Origin of the sequence: Flavobacterium sp. J49, from assembly GCF_011742145.1 — a bacterium.
In the GTDB taxonomy this organism is placed as follows: Bacteria; Bacteroidota; Bacteroidia; order Flavobacteriales; family Flavobacteriaceae; genus Flavobacterium.
This window is the reverse complement of the sequence record NZ_JAAQQU010000104.1, coordinates 404,125-423,310: the sequence shown is the minus strand read 5'-3', so window position 1 is coordinate 423,310 and position 19,186 is coordinate 404,125. Positions and strand designations below refer to the sequence as shown.

Here is a 19,186-nt window from a genome sequence, read left to right as displayed (position 1 = left end):
ATATTATTTAACTGTTTACTGCCAAAAGAACACTGCTGACTATTTTACACCTGTACTTCCAAAACCACCTTCGCCTCGGGAAGTTTCGGATAATTCCTGAACTTCAATCCACTCAGCGCGTTCGTGTTTGGCAATGATTAGTTGGGCAATTCTTTCGCCATTTTCAATGACAAAATCTTCTTGGGATAAATTTACTAAAATCACCCCAATCTCTCCGCGATAATCGGCATCAACTGTTCCGGGAGAATTTAAAACGGTGATTCCTTTTTTGGCAGCCAAACCGCTTCTTGGACGAACTTGGGCTTCATAACCTATAGGTAATTCTATAAAAAGACCGGTTTTTACAATGGTTCTTTCTAAGGATTTCAACACGATTGATTCGGTCAAATTAGCTCTTAAATCCATGCCTGCTGAAGCTATGGTTTCATAATTCGGCAATTCGTGTTGGGATTTATTGATGATTTTGATGGTCATTTTATTTGGTTTTTCGTTTGATAATTCGAAGTAGTGTTTCTTTTTCGTTTCGGTAAATAAAGTATAAAAATAGTGATAGTAAAATTACCTTAACAAAATAATTTTCTCTCAGAATAGGAATGTAAAATGAGATTCCTGAGAACAAAATTGAAAGCCCTAAATATTTTAAAATCGTATTGATGTCATAAGGTATAGGATATTGTTTTTGTCCCATTTTATAAGAGATTATCATCATCGTTCCATAGGCGGCGATAGTTGCGATTGCCGAACCATAATAACTAAATCCTTGTTTGATGAGTAAATAATTGAGCAGAAGCGTGACTAAAGCGCCAATGATAGAAATGTAAGCCCCAATTCTGGTTTTGTCGATTAGTTTATACCAAACCGACAGATTGGTGTAAATGCCGAGAAAAAAATTAGCCAACACAATCAACGGAACTACTTTAATGGCTACCCAATAACTGTCTTCTGGAACCAGTGGCAGTTTTAATAAGTCAATAAAAGCAATCACGAAAAGACTAATGAAAGAACCAAAAATCACGAAGTACTTCGTTATCGTGGCATAAGTTTGCTGGGCATTTTCGTTAGAAGCATGGCTAAAGAAAAAAGGTTCAATACCCAAAGTATAAGCGGTTCTGAATAAAACCATAAACATTCCGATTTTGTAACAAGCCGAATACGCTCCGATATCCGATTTCGAAACATTCATCCAGTCTAAGAGAATTTTATCGAAATGTTCGTTAATGGCAAAGGCTATTCCGGCAATTAAAATAGGCAAACCATATTGTATCATTCGTTTCCAAAGTTTGAAATCGAAACTCCAATTGATTTTCAAATAATCCGGAGAAAGCACTATAAAAGTTAAAAAACTCGCAATCAAATTGGCCACAAAAATATAGCCTACCTGAAAGTTTTCATAATAAATGGTGTTGAAAAAACCTCCCGGATTGGCTTGGGCTAATTGCGGTAAAAGCAATAAGAAAAACAAGTTTAAAATCATGTTTATCGTCACATTGCCTATCTTAACAATGGCGTACATCATTGGTCTTTTGTTAGCTCTGATTCTTGAAAACGGAATAATCGCCAAAGCATCTAATACTAATATCCAAATGGTGTAAGTGACGTATTCGACTTTGATGCCTGACCAATCTGACAGCGTATTTCTGAACAACAATGCCAATCCTAAAAACGCAATGGATGTCCAAAATATCGAAACGGTAGAAGTGGAAATTACCTTTTGTTTATTGTCTTCGGTGTTGTAAAATCGGAAAAAGGCAGTTTCCATTCCGTAAGACAAAATCACGTTGAAAAAAACCAACCAAGCGAATACTATAGCCACATCGGCAAACTCTTGTTTGGGCAATTGGTCAACGTATAACGGATTCAGCAAAAAGCTAATCATTCTGGGTAAAACCGTGGCCAAACCGTAGATTAGTGTTTGCTTGAAAAGACTTTTATATAAACTCAAGGTGATTCTCGTTAGTGAAACAAAAATAGGGTTTTATTGGATTATGAAAATCCATTTTCGTCAATAGTTTTGATAAAATGAAAACCTCTTGGCACATAGCCCAAATTGTAATAGAATTTGTGTGCCGGAAAATTTCCGGTGAATGCATCTAAGACTATACAAGTGCAGTCAAGCTCTTTGGCTTTTTCATCTATATAATTGGAAATGATAGAACCGATTCCTTTTTGACGATAATCGGGATGTACAATAAAATTATCGATTTCTATGTATTTTCCGGTCCATAATTTGGTGCCAAACCAAAAGCCGGTCAATCCGACACAAACATTGTCTTCGAAAACAGCGGCTTGTTTGTAGCTCTTTGGAATCATATCTTTCAGGAAAGCTTCATAGCGTTCGATGGTCATATTCGGATACAGAAATTGCATAATGCTAAATTGCTCCAGCATTTCCGTGATGGTTGTAAGTTCTCTGACTTGCATGGTTTGAATTTTATTTTAAAAGTAATAAAAAAAGAGCCAACGAGAGTTGGCTCTTTTTCGTAAAATATTGTTTTGAAATTTATCTTTTCAAAGCTCCTTCTTTTTGAAGATTTGAAAAAAATATCGTTTTTTCTTATCCTTTCAAAGCTTCTGCTCCACCAACAATCTCTAAGATTTCGTTAGTAATCGCTGCTTGACGCGCTTTGTTATACGTTAATTTCAATTGGTTTCTCAATTCGGTTGCGTTATCGGTTGCTTTGTGCATCGCCGTCATACGCGCTCCGTGTTCAGCGGCAAATGAATCGCGAACAGATTTGTACAATTGTGTTTTTAATGATTTTGGAATCAAGGTCAACACAATCTCTTCTTTTGACGGTTCAAAAATGTAATCTCCGGCAGAAACAGGCTTGTCTGATTTTACAGGTGCTAATGGCAAAAATTGTTCGGTTTGAACGATTTGAGTCGCAGCATTTTTGAACTGGTTGTATACGATTTCGATTTTGTCGTATTCTCCAGAAGTGAATTTTTCGGTCAATACATTAGCGATTTCGGCTACATTATCAAAAGTTAAGTTGTCGAATACTTCGCTTTTGTTATCGATAACGGTATTGGTTTTTCTGAAAAAATCATTTCCTTTTTTTCCGATGGCGAAGAAGTCAACTTGCTTTCCGGCGTAACCATCGGCTACCACTTTTGCTTGCTTAATGACGTTAGTATTGAAAGCGCCACACAAACCACGGTTTGAGGTAATAGCTACAACCAACACTTTGTTTACTTCACGTTGTGTGGTGTATTGTCCACCGGCATCTCCGTCTAAAGTAGCACTAACGCTTTGTAATAATTCCGTTAATTTTTCGGCATAAGGTCGCATCGCTGTAATCGCATCTTGTGCTTTTTTCAACTTTGCGGCAGAAACCATTTTCATCGCCGATGTAATCTGCATCGTCGACTGAACGGAAGTAATTCTATTACGGATTTCCTTTAAGTTTGCCATGTTCTTGTATTAAGATTTTAGTATTAAGTATTAAGACTATTTCTTGCACATTACAAGTCTTTTGTCTTAATACTTGATACTTAATACTATTAGTTATATTTCGCTGAAATTTCTTTAGCTGTTTTCTCTAAAACGTCTGTAATGTTATCATCTAACTTACCGGCTTTTAAAGCGTTTAAAACATCTCTGTGTTTGTTATTCAAGTAATCGATATAATCTCTTTCGAATTCTTTTACTTTGTTTACAGGAACGTTTCTCAACAAGTTTTTAGAACCAGCGTAGATAATCGCTACTTGGTCTTCTACAGTATAAGGATCGTTTACAGCTTGTTTCAAGATTTCAACGTTTCTTCTACCTTTTTCGATTACGTTTAAAGTAACCGCATCCAAATCAGAACCGAATTTAGCAAACGCTTCCAATTCACGGAATTGCGCTTGGTCTAATTTCAACGTACCGGCTACTTTTTTCATAGATTTGATTTGAGCATTACCTCCAACACGTGATACCGAAATACCTACGTTAATTGCCGGACGAACCCCAGAGTTGAATAAATCACCATCCAAGAAAATCTGTCCGTCAGTAATCGAAATTACGTTGGTTGGAATATACGCAGAAACGTCACCCGCTTGTGTTTCAATGATTGGTAAAGCTGTTAATGAACCGCCACCTTTTACGATTGGTTTCAACGTATCCGGTAAGTCGTTCATGTTTTTGGCGATATCGTCATCCGCAATTACTTTACAAGCTCTTTCTAATAAACGGCTGTGTAAGTAGAATACGTCTCCAGGATAAGCCTCACGACCCGGTGGTCTTCTTAACAACAAAGACACCTCACGGTAAGCTACAGCTTGTTTTGATAAATCATCATAGATAATCAAAGCAGGACGACCTGAATCTCTGAAATACTCTCCGATAGCAGCACCTGCCATTGGAGCATATACCTGCATTGGCGCAGGATCTGAAGCGTTAGCAGCAACGATAGTTGTATAGGCCATAGCGCCTTTTTCTTCTAATGTTTTTGCAATCCCTGCTACTGTTGAAGCTTTTTGTCCAATAGCAACATAGATACAGAATACCGGTTGCCCAGCATCGTAGAATTCTTTTTGGTTCAAGATCGTATCGATACAAACGGTAGTTTTACCCGTTTGACGGTCACCAATAACCAACTCACGTTGACCTCTACCTACAGGAATCATCGCGTCGATTGACTTGATACCTGTTTGTAACGGCTCAGTTACCGGTTGACGGAAGATAACTCCAGGAGCTTTTCTTTCCAATGGCATTTCGTATAAGTCACCACCGATTGGTCCTTTACCATCGATTGGATTACCCAAAGTATCTACAACACGACCTACGATTTGCTCACCTACTTTCAAAGAAGCAATACGTTGTGTTCTTTTAACTGTTGAACCTTCTCTAATTCCGGTAGATGGTCCTAAAAGTACCACACCCACATTGTCTTCTTCTAAGTTCAAAACGATGGCCTCTAACCCGTTATCGAATTGTACTAACTCACCGTATTGTGCGTTTGACAAACCATAAACACGAGCGATACCATCACCCACTTGAAGAACAGTTCCTACTTCTTCTAACGTAGCACCGGATTGAAATCCTTCTACTTGTTTCTTTAATATTGCTGAAATTTCAGCAGCTTTAATTTCCGCCATTTTGATATATCTTTAATGGTATTAATTACTAAATTCTCTTCTTAATTCTTGCAATCTGTTTGCCACAGAAGCGTTGTATTGTTTGTCTCCTATTCTCAAAATAAATCCGCCAATGATGGATGGATCTACGATGTTTTCGATAGTTATCTTTTTATCTGAAATGGTAGCAATCTTAGCCAATACTTGGTTTTGTAAATCAGCAGTGATTGGGAAAGCAGTCGTTACTTTGGCTAATTCTACCCCATTCATTTCATCGAATTGGGCATTAAATTGTTTGGCAACATCAGCTAAAATTTCAAATCTTTTGTTTTCCTGAAGCAATCTGAATAAAGAATTGGTTTCCGACTGAACAGCAGCAAAAACTTCTTTCAAAGCACTCATTTTCACTTCTGAAGAAATGATTGGGCTTGATAGAAATTCGCTCAATTCAGCGCTTCCGGCCACTGAAGCAACGATAGACGACATGTCGTCATTTACTTTAGCAGCGTTTCCGCTTGAAACGGCAGTTTCTAAAATTGCTTTCGCGTATCTAATCGCAGCTCTTGACATAACGATTAATTTAATTTTACATCACCTAACATTTTCTCTACCAATTTGGTTTGAGCTTCTTTGTTAGATAATTCGTCTTTTAATAATTTTTCAGCAATGTCTAATGACAAAGAAGAAACTTGAGATTTCAATTCAGCTAACGCTGCATTTTTCTCGCTTTCGATAGAAGCTTTGGCTTGCTCAATCATTTTTTGACCGGCCACTTGTGCTTCTGCTTTAGCATCGTTAATCATTTTTTCTTTGATTTCACGCGCTTCTTTCATCATGGTGTCACGCTCTAATCTTGCTTCAGCTAATAATTTCTCATTATCTGATTTCAAGTTTTGCATTTCTTTTTTAGCATTTTCAGCAGAAAGCAATGCGTTTCTGATTCCTTCTTCTCTTTCGTTTACGGCATCAAGAATGGGTTTCCAAGCAAATTTTTTCAATAAGAAAATCAATCCTACGAAAATCAAAAATTGCCAGAAGAACAATCCTAATGAAAAATCATTTATTAACTTTTCCATATTATAAAGTAATTATATAGTCTTTTAATTTAATTTTTAAACAAAAGCTACAACCAACCGTTGCAGCTTTTTGTTTTGTTTGAATTATACTGCGAATAAAGCAGCAAATCCGATACCTTCAATAAGCGCAGCAGCAATAAGCATAGCTGTTTGGATTTTACCAGTAGCTTCCGGTTGACGTGCAATAGCGTCCATTGCAGAACCACCAATTCTTCCGATACCGATACCAGCTCCGATTACTACTAATCCAGCTCCAATGATTTTAGGAATTTCCATAAAAATATGTATTAAAAATTAAACATTAATATTAATGGTGAGCTTCATCGTGGTGATGCTCTTCTACAGCCGAACCAAAATAAAGGGCCGACAACATAGTAAATATATAAGCTTGCAACAAAGCAACTAATATTTCAATTAAAGAAATCGCAAACGAAAGGAAGAAAGACAAGCTGCTTCCGATCCAGTTTTTGAAAACAAACATCAACCCAATCAAACTCATCAATACGATGTGACCCGCTACAATGTTCGCATAAAGACGAATCATTAATGAGAATGGTTTGATAATCGTTCCCAATAATTCAATTGGCGCTAAAATGAATTTCATTGGTACAGGCACGCCCGGCATCCAGAAAATGTGACCCCAATAATCTTTTTTAGCGGTAAAGGTTGTGATTAAGTAAGTGATTAAAGCCAAACAAGCAGTAACAGCAATGTTTCCGGTTACGTTGATGCCCAGCGGTGTTAATCCGAAGATATTTAAGAACCAGATAAAGAAGAAAATGGTCAATAAATAACTCATGTATTTTTTGTAGTGTTTCTCTCCGATGTTTGGAATAGCGATTTCGTCTCTCACATACAAAACAATCGGTTCGAAGATACGACCTACTCCTGAAGCAATGCCTCCGTTTTTAACATATGATTTGGCCAAGCTTTTGAACAATAAGAACATGATTAAGGCTACTACAAAAATCATGAAAACGTTTTTGGTAATAGAAAAATCAAGCGGCTTTTCATTGGTAGCATGGTGGTGCTCATCCATAGTTACTTCGCCTTCAGCGCTGTCTACCTTGTAGATTTTACCGTGGTGTAATTTGTAGAACGTTCCGTTAACCTCAGCTACTTCGTTATCGTTGTGGAATTTGGAAGAAGAGAAAACCTGTAAACCATTGTCCAACAAAATCACCGGTAGCGGAAATCCAACGTGGTGTTGTTTCCCGGCTTCGTCTTTGTAACCAAAAATATTAAAGTCATAAGAGTCTTTCAAGTGATGATCGATGAACTCTTTGATTTCGGTTTTGACATCTTTGGGCTCTGTATTTTCGCCGTGAGCAGCTTCAACCACATGAGTAGTTTCTGCTGAAACTTGGGTTGAATCAACTGTTGGGTTTGCCGAACTTACTAATGGTAAAAAAGCTACTAAGGTAGCGATGATAAAACGGAGTGGTTTTTTTGAAAACACCATATCTGATAATTATCTAAATTTTATTTTCTCAAATTTGGTGCAAAAGTACAATATTAATTAATATTAAAAAGTATATGTTTTATTTTTTTTGACAGAATTGTCAATTTAAAACCCTTTTATTGTTTATTATTTAAAATTCTGATAGTTACAAAGGTTTCTATTGCCAAAAAGTAAATAAAAATGATAAAAAAACTCATTTTTTCGGTTGGCGTTTTGGGCAGGTTTCCGGCCAAGATTGGTTTCAAAAAAACAAACGCGATTCCCATTTTTAAAGTAGTGAGTAATAAAAAGGTATAACCTACTGAGTTAATGCTCTTTTCTTTAACCTTATCCAAAGCCAAAATTAACATCGAAGAAAAGAAGAAAAAGAACAAATACAACAGCTCAATGGAATAGATAAAACCTTCTTCATAAATTTTGGGCACCAAAAAATAAAACAAGATTTTGTGGACTGCAAAACCGATTATTCCTAAAACTAAAATGGTGAAAATGGATTTAAATTTCTCTACATTCATATTACTGATGGTCTGATTTATTAATTTCTTTCAACTGGCGGTTGAGATTGTAAAAAGCAATCCCTACACCTACTAAAGTTGAAATTTTAACATAAATGTTGTGTGGATTACTGTATTTTTCGTCAAGCCATCGACCCAAATAAGCAAACAAGAAAACAATGACGCCCATTTGAACGGGTATGTTGATGAGTGCCAACCACTTGTTACGCGCTTTTTTCTTCTGAGGATTGTCCATTGTTGGGAAGGTTTTTCACGTTGGGCTTCATTACGCAGGTAGCGCTGAATTCGGCGCCGGGTTCAACAGCGAGTTTGCCACAAATTACTTCTCCTGTAATGTGGGATTTTGATTTTACATTGAGGATTTCCTGTACTTGTATTTTACCTTCAAAAGTGCCTTCGATATCGGCATTTTTACAAATGATATCGCCTTTAACACTTCCGGCCGGACCAATAACAATTTTCCCTTTCGACTGAAAGTTACCAATCAAGTGTCCGTCCAAACGGAAATCTGCGGGAGAAATGATGTCGCCGGTAATAGTAGTTCCTTCCACAATTCTGTTGGTTTTCCCTAAAAGATCGGTATATGATTTTTGACTTTTTTCAAACATATTATTATCCTTTTTTCCCTGACTTCTGTGATTGAGGCGATGGCGGCAACCCTATTGGTCCATCATTCCCTTCCGGATTATTAGCTGATTTAATGGGTTGAAGATTATTGGGACTTTGCGCTTCTTTTCTGGGCTGTTCCTGTTTTGGTTCCGGCTTTTCTTGTTGCACTACCGGTTTTTCTATGGTTCCGTCCCAATTGGGTTGCGTTGGTTTATCGGTTAAATTTCCGGCCAAAAATTCGTCTAGATTCTTTTTGATTTGAACAATCGTATAGTTCTCCGTAGAGATAATAATTGGTGTATCTTGAATTTTATAATCTTTATAGTCCTTTAAAATTGAAGTGATTCCAACCGCCAAATCATTTGAATTCAAACCGTGAATCACTACAAAATTATCGGTCATGGTGTAAATATCAAGAGAAATGCTCAACCTGTCTAAGCTTCTGTCTTTGATGAATTTGCCAATTTTCTCTCTTAGAACTTTGGTGTCTTTATCTTCAAAGTCTTTGGTTCTATAAAGGATTTTCCAGTTTTTAGAATCAAGGCTTGACAATTGTAAAGCATTTAGTTTTGGCAAATCAACGGACAACATTTTTTCGGCTCTCTTCCCTTCTTCGCTATTTGGGTAGTTGAGTGCTACAAAATTTAATGCTTTGCTGTATTCTTCTAAACCGGCTAATTTTCCAACAATATTGGCCTTCAACAACTCAAACTTCGGAACAATCTCATCTCCGGTAAAACGGTCAATAGCTGCTGAAGTCGCTGCTAAAACCACTTTGTAATCTCCGGACAAGTACTGCTTGTAAAGGGTTTCATAAACCGTTTTAGGAGAGTCTTCCGATTCGGCAAACTCATTATTCGGATTACTTAATATCTGTGCATATCTCGAATTTGGATACAACGAAATAATTCTGGCCTTCATGCCATCTGCTTTGTTTTTGTCTATGATTTCATAAATCTTGTACAAATTGTACATCGACGGCAAAACCAATCTTTCTTCCGGACTATTTTTTAACAACTGCTCCAATTTGTTGGCGGCCAATTGGTATTCTTTGAATTTCTCTTTGTAAATAACGCCCAATTGATAGTAAGCAAAGTTTCTTTCTTTGCTCAAACTGTCAATCAATGTTTGGCTTGTAGGCAATTGTTTGATATAAAAATCAGGCGTGAATCGTTCTTCAACTACTTCTTCTTTTGAGTCATTCTCGGTTTCTTTATCCGATTCGGCTACATCCTCTTTTTCGTTGTTTTTCCCTGAACCGGATTCTAATCTCCAATTGTCTTGAAGTGTTCTTTTGCCCCAAATTTTTTGAAACTCTTTTTGCCCATAAGCTACAGTTGTTGGGTTGTAGAAATAAAAAGTGCTTTCTTTACCCGAACCATTTGAGTTGGTTGCAGATGGTTGAATGCCGGTTCCTTTTTTCGGCGTGTCATTCGAATCAATTCTTCCTTCGTTTCTGGCTTTATTTTCTTTAATTTGAGCTTCTTTCTCGGCTAATTTTTGGGCGGCTGCTTCGTCTTTTTTCAGTTTCTCGATGTGCTTTTCAAAATAGGCTGTTCGCTCAGATCCTGACATCGCATACAGCGAAATAATACTGTCGTTTCTCTGTGCAATTCCTTCATACTTGATTACGTCTTCAAGGTTTTCTCTTTTCTTTTTAATCGAATTGAACTCGCGTGTTCTGGGTTTTAACTGAACCAACGTACTGTCAAAATATTTTCCTGCGGTTACATATTTGGCCGAATTAAAATAAATATCTGCCAGATTTCTATAATTGGAAGCTGTCAAGTAAGTGTCTTGTGTTTTCTTTTTCAGCGAAAGATTGTACTGCTTTTTGGCTTGGGTAAAATTTTTGTTTTTATCATAAAACAAAGCCACTTGGTGGTGCAAAACGTCTAAGAAAGGACGGTTTTCTCTGTCTTCGATTAAATCATTGAATTTTTTCAAAAATGAAATCGAATCTCCTTTTTCGTAATCAAACTGGCCGGCTTGTTTGGCATGAGCCTGAATGATGTACTGCCGAGAGGACTTTCTGTTCATGTCGATGACCTCTTGGTATTTGGCATAAGCACTATCTTTGTAGCCCATTCCTTCATAGAGTTGTGCCAATATAAATCGGTATCTTGCTTTCTCTTCGTTGGATTTGGTGAATTCTGTAGCCAATTTGATTTTGGCCACCGCGCTGTCTTTTTCTTCAAGATTTAAAAACGCTTGTGCCAAAGCCGCATTGGCATCGGCATAAATTTGGTCTTTGAATTTGATTTCTTTTAAAAGTTTGGTCAGATTGTTAACCGCAATCGCATCGTTTTCCAAACGCATATTGGTTTTTTCACGCCAAATTTTTACTTCGTAGATTTTGTCGCTTTTCGGGTATTTGTAAAGCACATAATTAAAGGCTTCCAATGCCGGTACAAATCTTTGCTCGTAGTATCTTGATTTCCCCAAAAGTAAATGCGCTTCGTCCATTTGTGGGTTTTTCTCCGAACCCTGAATGTTCATGGAATGTTTTTGAATCGCTTTGGTGGCTTTGGTTTCTGCTCTTTCAAAATTGGCGTTTCTATTGTCTCCGGGCAACATTCTGTCTTCGGTGACTTGCATCCTTTCTATGGGCAACAATTCCCAAAAGTTGTCTTTGTTTTGCAACTTCACATCTTCAATGCCTTTGTCTAAAGCCAATTGACCGTTGTAAAGAATGTTATATTCGGTACTGAGTGCGTGGGAATTCCTGGAAATAAAAGTGTTTTTCTTGGTAGAACAGGCTATCAAAAAAAGCAGTAATCCGGTGAAAATAAAATATTTAGCAGTAGTGGTTTTCAAAACGAAACGTATTTTTATAATAACGTGAAAAAGTCATAAATAGTATAACTAACTGGTAAAAATACGTTTCTTTTTGATATGGCAAAAAATTAGACTGCAAAAAATGCTTCAAGCTCTTTCAAAGTTTCGGGCGAGGTTTGAATATCTTTAACGACTTCGCCTAAATGTAGGGCTACAATTCGGTCACAAACCTCAACAGTATGCACCAAATCGTGACTGGAAACCAACACGGTAATGTTAGGGTCATCGGCCAATTCTTTGATGATTTTCTTCAATCGATTGACGGTGGTCGGGTCTAAATTGGCAAAAGGTTCATCCAAAATAATCACTTGAGGATTCCCGATTAAAGTGGCTATAATGCCTACTTTTTTCATGTTCCCTTTAGACAAATCTCTGAGATATTTTCGGCTGTTCAGAATCTCTCCGTTAAAAAATTCTTCATGTTTTTTGAGCAAAGCATCCACATCGGCTTTGTTTTGTCCGCGCAAATCCCCTATAAAATAAAAGTACTCTTCAGCGGTAAGATAACCTATCAAAAAACTTTCGTCTATGAATGCTGCCGTCAAGGGTTTCCAAGCTTCGCTGGTATTTACCTGTATCCCGCTGTTTAAAATAAATCCGGTAGAAGGTTGAATCAAATCGAGCAACAAACTGAAAAAAGTAGTTTTTCCGGCACCATTATTCCCCACCAAACCAAAGCTTTGCCCGTTGGGAATTTCAAGACTGTCAATATTTAAAACTCTTACTCCGTTGCCATATGTTTTTGAAAGATTGTGAACTTGTATCATTTTTTGTGTTATTAGGAATTAGTGAATGGGAATTAGTTTTTTTGCTTATATGCGGCAATGGTTTCGTACTTTTCAGTTTTGTAAATTCTTTCGATTTTATCAAACACATAATTTCTGAAAGCAAAGCCTAAAACACCTGCAACAGCTACGAATATTAAGCCAACATTTGGAGAAAATAAATAATATCCTAAGGCATACAATCCCATTGGTAAAAGCATTTTCGGAATGGCAATTAGCATCGTTTTCACATTAAAAGCTTGTTTATCGCCAAACGCTTGTTTGGAAGTTGTTAAATCAATTGGTGTTTTTACAAAAGCACCGCCAAGCATTACTAGATGGGAGTTGACACCAATATTAAAAATTGCAGCTACAACAATAATCAGATACGTATGCAGTCCGAAATATAAATAAAAAGACGCTAAAATGGTTGTGATTACAGTGGCAATAACCATCAACCACCATTTTGCACTGATATATTCACGGTATTGTATATTTTGACTCATCATCAATTGGTAATAGGCACTATCCCAACTTGGAACAAACTGTCCAAAAACAAATAAAAATCCACCTGAAACAAAGATTCCGGCAAAAACTTTCATCGCGGGATTATCGTATGCTTCGATTGATTGTGTGAAAAATAATAGGCCGTAAAAAATGAATACTACACTCATGATAACTGTTGTTTTGGAACGCTTGTTTCTTTTTAATAATCGAATATCATTTTTTAGAAATGTTCCCAAAGTACCGAATTGGTCTAACCACGCGAAATTTTCAGTTGTAGCGACATCGCTTCTCTTGGCCAATCCATCATCAAGGTTTAATCGGCTTTTGAAATAGTTAAATGAAAAGTAATAAACCAATGCAACTAGAATCATTGGAACCACAAACAAATAATTGGTGGTATACATTCCTTGAAAAAACTGAGTCGAATAAGCTGTTAAATCAAAAATATTATAATATTGTAACGCTATTAACCCAATCAAAACGGCCAATACACCATAAAAAACCGAATTTTTATTATTGACAAAAACATTGATATAATTATTGGAATAAATCAAAGCAACTATACCCAAATGCCACAAAACAGCATTAAAGCCGAATCCTTCATATAGTAAACGCGCTGTAAATGGTACAAAGAAAAAAGCGTGCATTACATTGAAGAAAGAAATAGCCGTTTTCCCTAGTGAAAAATGTACAATGGTGCTTCGTTTTATAGGCAAAAGCAACAATGGTTTGATATTAGTCACCGGCATTTTTTGTAAAAAATACCGAATAATCAAATCAATTAACACATAATAAATGAGGTACTTGTTTACCGTTTCCAATGGCTTTAGGTTGTACTCTTCCATGATGTCATAGGAAAAAATACCAAGGGCTAAAAACTCCAAAATAATGAAGGCCGCAAAAATACCCATAATGATTTTCAGCGCCAAATTACTCCCAAAGGAAGACGAGCGAAGAAAAGACTTCCATTCAAGTTTAATGAAATGTTTGAACATAATTGGTGGTTTAGGTTTTGGTGAATTAGTTCCTAAAGGTAGGAAATTGTTACAACTTATTTCACAAATTCATATTCAGGATAGGTCTCTTTGAGATGTTTTTCGGCTTTAGACGGAATTAAAACCAGGACAATATATTCTGTTAATACAAAGACAATCATAAACAAAGTATAAATTGCCAAAACCCAATCCGGATAATTTTCCGCTTTTAGATGAATAGAAAACTGCAACGGCAAATTAATCAATCCTGCCGAAGCGCTGTAACCAAAAATAATCTCTTTGAACAACCATTTTCGACCGCTTTTTTGACTTCTTCGTTTATTGGCTTTCCAAAGCAATGTCATTCCAACGAAATAAAGTACTACAAGAAAAAGAAAAATAGTCTGCATGATTAAAATGCCTTCTTGAAAGGATTTCAGCAAATAAAAAACAATACCAGTTGCTGATAAAGTGCCTATGATTTTCGGAATTGAAAAAAACGTTTTCAATTCATTTAAAACTAGTTTGTTGTACTTTTTATTTAAAGCCGCTTGCCTTTTTTCAACGACCTCCATAAAGCCAAAAACCCCAAATTTTTTGAATTCAATTTTTAAGGCTTCCTCAAAAGACAATTTTGGATTTTCTACCCATTGTTCTTCAATGGCATTCGCCAAATGATCCACCAATTCGGTTTGCAAATCGTAGTATTCCACATAATGTTGGCGCGTGAAAGTATAAAGTCTTTCGACTTGTTCGGCATTGAGTTTCATGCTAAATGTAATTAAATCGGTGTTTGTGAAATTTTATCAATTCTTGTATAAAAAAGACAACATACCCAAAGAACAAAAAACTAAAAACGGTAAGTGTCCAATAAGAAACTTGTTGTGTCCCGAATACCGGGAAGAAAAATAGGTGTCCGTAATAAATTATTGCCAATATAACTGCCGTTTTTTCGACTGTGTAAAATCTCTTTTTAAGATAAAAATGAATGTATCCCGACTGAAAAAGGATAGCCGTCAAGACCAAAACAAAAAACAAATCTTTAAGGGTGAAATCTTCTGAAAAATAAAGATTCACATCTACATTCTTAAAAAAGAAAAACAGCAAAACCCCAAAGAGTAACATATAAGGTTTGACCAAAAACAGTAAAAATTGGCGAATGGCTTCCCAAGAAAAACTCCAGCGTTTTTTGTTGTTTTTGAGAATGTCCTTTTTATGGGTCAACATATAGGATTTAAATGCCTGGTAAAAATCCTCTTGTTCCAATTCCATTTTTTTTTCAACCGCAGAAGCAATATGGTCCACCATTTCCTGACGGATATCTGAATAAACTACATCACTGCTTTCTAAATAAGTATCAATAAATTTGATTTCTTCTTTGCTTAATTTCATGACTAAAATTCGATTTAAGTTGAAAGTTATGCCAGTATTCATAGCGTTAACGGGTTAATTCATGTAATCTTGTTATTTGATGAAAGCATAATTTCATGCTATAACTTCATCAAGGTGTTTACAAAATTGATTGTGTTTGTAATAACTATAAAAAGCTATTGGTGAGTAAGCTACAATCATAGCATTCCAAATTATAATAGGAGCAATTCCAATTAGAAAATAGAAAACAACATCAATCATCCAAAATAAAGATACCATTTTACAAATTCTATTGAATTCATAAGAATAGCTGGTTTCCTTATTTTTTTTGTAAATCAAATAACGAAACCCTAATAGTATTGGAAGTATAATTGAAATAAATCCAAGCATGACTCCAGACAGAAAATCTGTATCTATTTCTTTTCTATAAATAAAATGTAACAGAAAAAACAATAGAATTATTGGTATTGCTATGCTGTTATAAATATAATAGCGTTTACGAATTCCGTTTAAAACAAACACCGAAAAACTTCGCTTATTACTTACCCAAATGCTACTTTTTAATAGCAAATTGGGTTCCCATTCTTTCAAAACTAAAGGCAAAGCTTCTTCAAAACTAATATTTTTTTCTTCCCTTAATTCTTCTGTTTGGCAAGCAATATGATCTTTGATTTCAAGTTTGAAATCAAGAAAATCCAATCCTAATTTTTCAAGAATCCTGTCAATTTTCTCTATTTGTTCGGTTGATAATTTCATTAGTTACGTTAATTTAGGATTTACAATACTTTGCATGTTTTTAATAAACTCTTCTAATTCTGCCAATCGATTTACGGTTTCAGTTGTACCTTTTTCGGTGAGCTTATAATATTTCCTCAGCCTATTGTCTACATTTTCGACTTCCACTTCTAAAACACCTTCTGCTTCCAATTTATGCAACGCCGGATACAAGGCGCCTTCTGTTATTTTTAGTTCTCCTTTGGTAATTTCTTTTACTTTTTGGGTAATTTCATACCCATACATTCTGCCGTTTTCTTCTAAAAGTTTCATCACTATCGTGGTTAAACTTCCTTTGTACAATTGCGAGTTCTTCATTGGCTCTTCATTTTTGAAGTTCAAATATACATAAGTTTTTTATATACATAATATTCTTAGGCATAAATTATTATTTTCTCAAAAGTGAATCGTTCGTTACCTTTGCCAAAAATAAAATTCATGTCTTCATTCTATAAATTACATATCAAAGAAGTAAAGCGCGAAACACCAAGCGCTATTTCTGTTGCTTTTACCATTCCGGCCGAATTAAAATCAGCTTACCAATTTACCGCAGGCCAATACGTGAACTTAAAATTGACGCTTGACGGACAAGAAGTACGTCGCGCTTATTCGGTTTGTTCTTCGCCCAATAGTGGTGAATTGCGCATCTCGATTAAATCAGTGAAAAGTGGTCATTTTTCTAAATTTGCCAATGATAATTTAAAAGCCGGCGATATCCTGGAAGTCAGCCAACCCGAAGGAAGATTTACGTTTGAACCTTCTTTTTCCAACTTAAAAAATTACGCGGCTTTTGCGGCAGGAAGCGGAATTACACCGGTAATGTCTATCCTAAAATCGGTTTTGGAAGGTGAACCCAATAGTTCTTTTGTGTTGGTTTACGGCAATAAAACGCCTGAGGAAACTATCTTTCACGATGAACTTCATGAGCTGCAATTGAAATATGTCGGACGCTTTTTTGTGCACTTTGTTTACAGTCAAACCAAAGTAGAAAACGAACTTTTTGGCCGAATTGAAAAGTCGACGGTGAATTTTGTACTAAACAACAAACACAAAGAAAAAGAGTTTGACAAGTTCTATCTATGCGGTCCCGAAGAAATGATTAATTTGGTTTCCAATGTGTTGAAAGAGCACAATATTCCCGAGAAAAACATCAAATTTGAATTGTTCTCCACCTCAACTGCTCCCGAAAATACCACCGCTGCTTCGCATGAAGGTCATACCAAAATTACCGTGATGGTGGATGATGAAGAAACCACTTTTGAAATGTCGCAAAAACAAACTGTTTTGGAAGCGGCTTTGAAACAAGGCATCGATGCGCCCTATTCTTGTCAAGGTGGTATTTGCAGTTCTTGCTTGGCGCGAATTACCAATGGTTCGGCGGAGATGAAAAAGAATTCTATTTTAACTGATGGCGAAATCGCTGACGGATTGATTTTAACTTGTCAAGCGCATCCGACTTCTTCTGAAATATATGTGGATTTTGATGATGTATAGAAAAGTGTTCAGTTTATGCTAAATGCGACTGAATACTGCTTATTATTTTCTGAACTGATATTGTTCTCATCACATCTTCGTAACCGACTACTTTCTTGTTTCCGTATACCGAAGTTGGTAATAAAGGATATTTTTCTCTATCGGAAACTAAGCAGTTTTCCATCGGTTGGTTGAACGGTTTGAAGCCTGCGTAGGGATGCGTAGCGCCCCAAAGTGTAATGACATTGACGCCTAACATCGCCGCAATATGGGCATTCCCGCTATCCATGGAAAGCATAATTTCTAAGTTGGAAATCAGTTGTAATTCTTGTTCGAAAGATAATTTTCCGGCTACAACAATCACATTTTCTTTGTTTTTAGCCAAAGTATTTAACTGCTCAATCTCTTTTTTTCCGCCACCAAAAAGGAAGATTTTAAAGTTTGCTTTTTGAGCCAAATCATCAATCACTTTCTGCATTAAATCAAGCGGATAAACTTTGCTTTCATATTGGGCAAATGGCGCTATGCCAATCCATTTGTAATTTTCTTTTTCGCCTGAAATTTTTAAAACTTCTCCTGACAATTTTGCTTTCTCAGGAAATATGGGATTAGATAAATCAACAAAAAAACCTAGTGCTTTGAAGGTTTCTACGTGTCGGTCAACCATAGATTTTACGGGTTGGAAAATTTTGTTTTCGGCGCGGGTTAAAGCTTTTTTATCGGCTCTGCCCTTGTCAGTATGTGCTACTTTTTTTCCGCTTAGCGCGAATATATTTCTAACAACTATAGAGCGCAAAACATTGTGTAAATCGGCCACAGCATCAATGTTGAGCTTTTTCAAATCGGAGTACAATTTCAGTAAACCCAAAAAGCCTTTGTGCCTGCCTTTGACATCGACTGCAAAGAAATTGACATTCGAAATATCGGCAAAAAAAGGGTAGAAAAAAGGACGCGAAACCACCGTGACTTTCACACTTGGGTTTTGCTTTACTAAAGCTCTGATAACAGGAACCGTCATTGCAACATCGCCCATGGCTGATAATCGGATGACGGCTATATGTGTGATTGGGTTTGACAAATGCTGCCTGTTTTTATTTTTTATTTTGATACAACACCGGATTCAAATCGTCGTCGTTGTACATTTTCATTTGCTTGTAAACTTTCATGAATTTGTCACCATTTTCAATATCGGTTAACAAATCGTTGATGGAAATAAACATATCGCTTTTTTGGTCTAACAATACGTTCAATTTTTCTTGACATTTTGCTCTGTGTTCCGCTGTAGCTTCGGCACGAGTCGCTTCTTCACTCATGTGGTAAATTTTCAATGCCAAGATAGACAAGCGGTCGATAGCCCAAGCCGGACTCTCGGTATTAATTTTAGCATTCGGTTTTACTTGAACGTCTTTGTGCTTTTGCAAAAAATAACTGTCGATATATTCTACCATATCCGTACGCACTTGGTTGGAAGCATCAATTTTTCTTTTCAAATCTAAAGCCGCAACCGGATCAATATTGGGATCGCGGATGATGTCTTCATAATGCCATTGTACGGTGTCAACCCAGTTTTTTGCATACAACAAATACTCGATGGTTCCTTTGGCGTAAGGGTTTAACGTGGGTTGGTAGACATCGTCTATAATATGGTAATCTTTTATACTTTGCTCGAAAATAGGAAAGGCAAATTCTGAAAACATAGTCGTAGTTTTTATTTTAATTTAACTTCGCCCCTTTAGCCTTAGTGGCTCGGGTCATAAAATTC

22 protein-coding genes are annotated in these 19,186 nt (G+C 36.3%); 1 reads left to right on the top strand and 21 read right to left on the bottom strand.

The annotated features are described in order from the left end of the window. Positions 1 to 39 precede the first annotated feature (39 nt). From dut to HA632_RS08360, 19 genes are all read right to left on the bottom strand, one after another. Positions 40 to 474, bottom strand: a complete 435-nt coding sequence (gene dut / locus HA632_RS08450; RefSeq protein ID WP_176306750.1) for a dUTP diphosphatase — start codon at positions 472 to 474, stop codon at positions 40 to 42. A 1-nt stretch (position 475) separates the two neighbouring features. Beyond that, positions 476 to 1,942 (bottom strand): lipopolysaccharide biosynthesis protein, encoded by a 1,467-nt coding sequence (locus HA632_RS08445; protein WP_176306749.1) that lies wholly within the window; start codon positions 1,940 to 1,942, stop codon positions 476 to 478. Between the two features lie 41 nt (positions 1,943 to 1,983). Then, positions 1,984 to 2,421, bottom strand: a complete 438-nt coding sequence (locus HA632_RS08440; protein WP_176306748.1) for an N-acetyltransferase — start codon at positions 2,419 to 2,421, stop codon at positions 1,984 to 1,986. 133 nt (positions 2,422 to 2,554) lie between these two features. Next, positions 2,555 to 3,415 carry an ATP synthase F1 subunit gamma gene (gene atpG, locus HA632_RS08435; RefSeq protein WP_176306747.1) on the bottom strand — a complete coding sequence of 287 codons (861 nt, stop codon included), beginning with the start codon at positions 3,413 to 3,415 and terminating at the stop codon, positions 2,555 to 2,557. A gap of 89 nt (positions 3,416 to 3,504) precedes the next feature. Next, entirely contained in the window at positions 3,505 to 5,082 is a 1,578-nt protein-coding gene (gene atpA / locus HA632_RS08430; protein ID WP_176306746.1) for a F0F1 ATP synthase subunit alpha, read from the bottom strand. Positions 5,083 to 5,103: 21 nt separating this feature from the next. Next, positions 5,104 to 5,637: an ATP synthase F1 subunit delta gene (gene atpH, locus HA632_RS08425; RefSeq protein WP_176307166.1), complete on the bottom strand. Its 534-nt coding sequence runs from the start codon at positions 5,635 to 5,637 to the stop codon at positions 5,104 to 5,106. After that, on the bottom strand, positions 5,637 to 6,137 hold the full coding sequence (locus tag HA632_RS08420; RefSeq protein WP_171221219.1) for a F0F1 ATP synthase subunit B: 501 nt from the start codon (positions 6,135 to 6,137) through the stop codon (positions 5,637 to 5,639). Before HA632_RS08420 ends, atpH begins: the two co-directional genes overlap by 1 nt. An 84-nt stretch (positions 6,138 to 6,221) precedes the next feature. Continuing rightward, positions 6,222 to 6,413 (bottom strand): ATP synthase F0 subunit C, encoded by a 192-nt coding sequence (gene atpE, locus HA632_RS08415; protein WP_171221220.1) that lies wholly within the window; start codon positions 6,411 to 6,413, stop codon positions 6,222 to 6,224. Positions 6,414 to 6,444: 31 nt separating this feature from the next. Beyond that, a complete protein-coding gene (atpB, locus tag HA632_RS08410; protein WP_176306745.1) occupies positions 6,445 to 7,599 on the bottom strand; it encodes a F0F1 ATP synthase subunit A in 1,155 nt (384 codons plus the stop codon). Positions 7,600 to 7,715: 116 nt separating this feature from the next. Continuing rightward, positions 7,716 to 8,114 carry a hypothetical protein gene (locus HA632_RS08405; RefSeq protein ID WP_176306744.1) on the bottom strand — a complete coding sequence of 133 codons (399 nt, stop codon included), beginning with the start codon at positions 8,112 to 8,114 and terminating at the stop codon, positions 7,716 to 7,718. A 1-nt stretch (position 8,115) separates the two neighbouring features. After that, positions 8,116 to 8,349 carry an AtpZ/AtpI family protein gene (locus tag HA632_RS08400; RefSeq protein ID WP_176306743.1) on the bottom strand — a complete coding sequence of 78 codons (234 nt, stop codon included), beginning with the start codon at positions 8,347 to 8,349 and terminating at the stop codon, positions 8,116 to 8,118. Beyond that, complete coding sequence (locus tag HA632_RS08395) at positions 8,318 to 8,722, bottom strand: polymer-forming cytoskeletal protein (RefSeq protein ID WP_176306742.1); 405 nt, start codon at positions 8,720 to 8,722, stop codon at positions 8,318 to 8,320. The genes HA632_RS08400 and HA632_RS08395 overlap by 32 nt, the downstream gene beginning before the upstream one ends. Before the next feature lie 4 nt (positions 8,723 to 8,726). After that, positions 8,727 to 11,540, bottom strand: coding sequence for a gliding motility protein (locus HA632_RS08390; RefSeq protein ID WP_228778762.1), 2,814 nt, complete (start codon positions 11,538 to 11,540; stop codon positions 8,727 to 8,729). An 89-nt stretch (positions 11,541 to 11,629) separates the two neighbouring features. Then, positions 11,630 to 12,328 carry an ABC transporter ATP-binding protein gene (locus HA632_RS08385; protein ID WP_176306741.1) on the bottom strand — a complete coding sequence of 233 codons (699 nt, stop codon included), beginning with the start codon at positions 12,326 to 12,328 and terminating at the stop codon, positions 11,630 to 11,632. A gap of 32 nt (positions 12,329 to 12,360) precedes the next feature. After that, entirely contained in the window at positions 12,361 to 13,827 is a 1,467-nt protein-coding gene (locus HA632_RS08380) for a DUF5687 family protein (protein WP_176306740.1), read from the bottom strand. Positions 13,828 to 13,883: 56 nt separating this feature from the next. Then, a complete protein-coding gene (locus HA632_RS08375) occupies positions 13,884 to 14,576 on the bottom strand; it encodes a hypothetical protein (protein WP_176306739.1) in 693 nt (230 codons plus the stop codon). A gap of 1 nt (position 14,577) precedes the next feature. Next, a complete protein-coding gene (locus HA632_RS08370; protein ID WP_176306738.1) occupies positions 14,578 to 15,198 on the bottom strand; it encodes a hypothetical protein in 621 nt (206 codons plus the stop codon). Positions 15,199 to 15,291: 93 nt separating this feature from the next. After that, positions 15,292 to 15,933, bottom strand: a complete 642-nt coding sequence (locus tag HA632_RS08365; RefSeq protein ID WP_176306737.1) for a hypothetical protein — start codon at positions 15,931 to 15,933, stop codon at positions 15,292 to 15,294. Between the two features lie 3 nt (positions 15,934 to 15,936). Continuing rightward, on the bottom strand, positions 15,937 to 16,269 hold the full coding sequence (locus HA632_RS08360) for a PadR family transcriptional regulator (protein ID WP_176306736.1): 333 nt from the start codon (positions 16,267 to 16,269) through the stop codon (positions 15,937 to 15,939). A 120-nt stretch (positions 16,270 to 16,389) separates the two neighbouring features. Between HA632_RS08360 and HA632_RS08355 the strand changes: the two genes are divergently transcribed. Further along, entirely contained in the window at positions 16,390 to 17,445 is a 1,056-nt protein-coding gene (locus HA632_RS08355; RefSeq protein WP_176306735.1) for a ferredoxin--NADP reductase, read from the top strand. A 13-nt stretch (positions 17,446 to 17,458) separates the two neighbouring features. Here the strand turns inward: HA632_RS08355 and HA632_RS08350 are convergent, their stop codons facing one another. After that, entirely contained in the window at positions 17,459 to 18,457 is a 999-nt protein-coding gene (locus HA632_RS08350; RefSeq protein ID WP_176307165.1) for a glycosyltransferase family 9 protein, read from the bottom strand. 58 nt (positions 18,458 to 18,515) lie between these two features. Continuing rightward, the gene (locus HA632_RS08345; RefSeq protein WP_176306734.1) at positions 18,516 to 19,121 is read right to left on the bottom strand and encodes a DUF4254 domain-containing protein; all 606 of its coding nucleotides are present in this window, start codon (positions 19,119 to 19,121) and stop codon (positions 18,516 to 18,518) included. Positions 19,122 to 19,186: the final 65 nt, after the last annotated feature.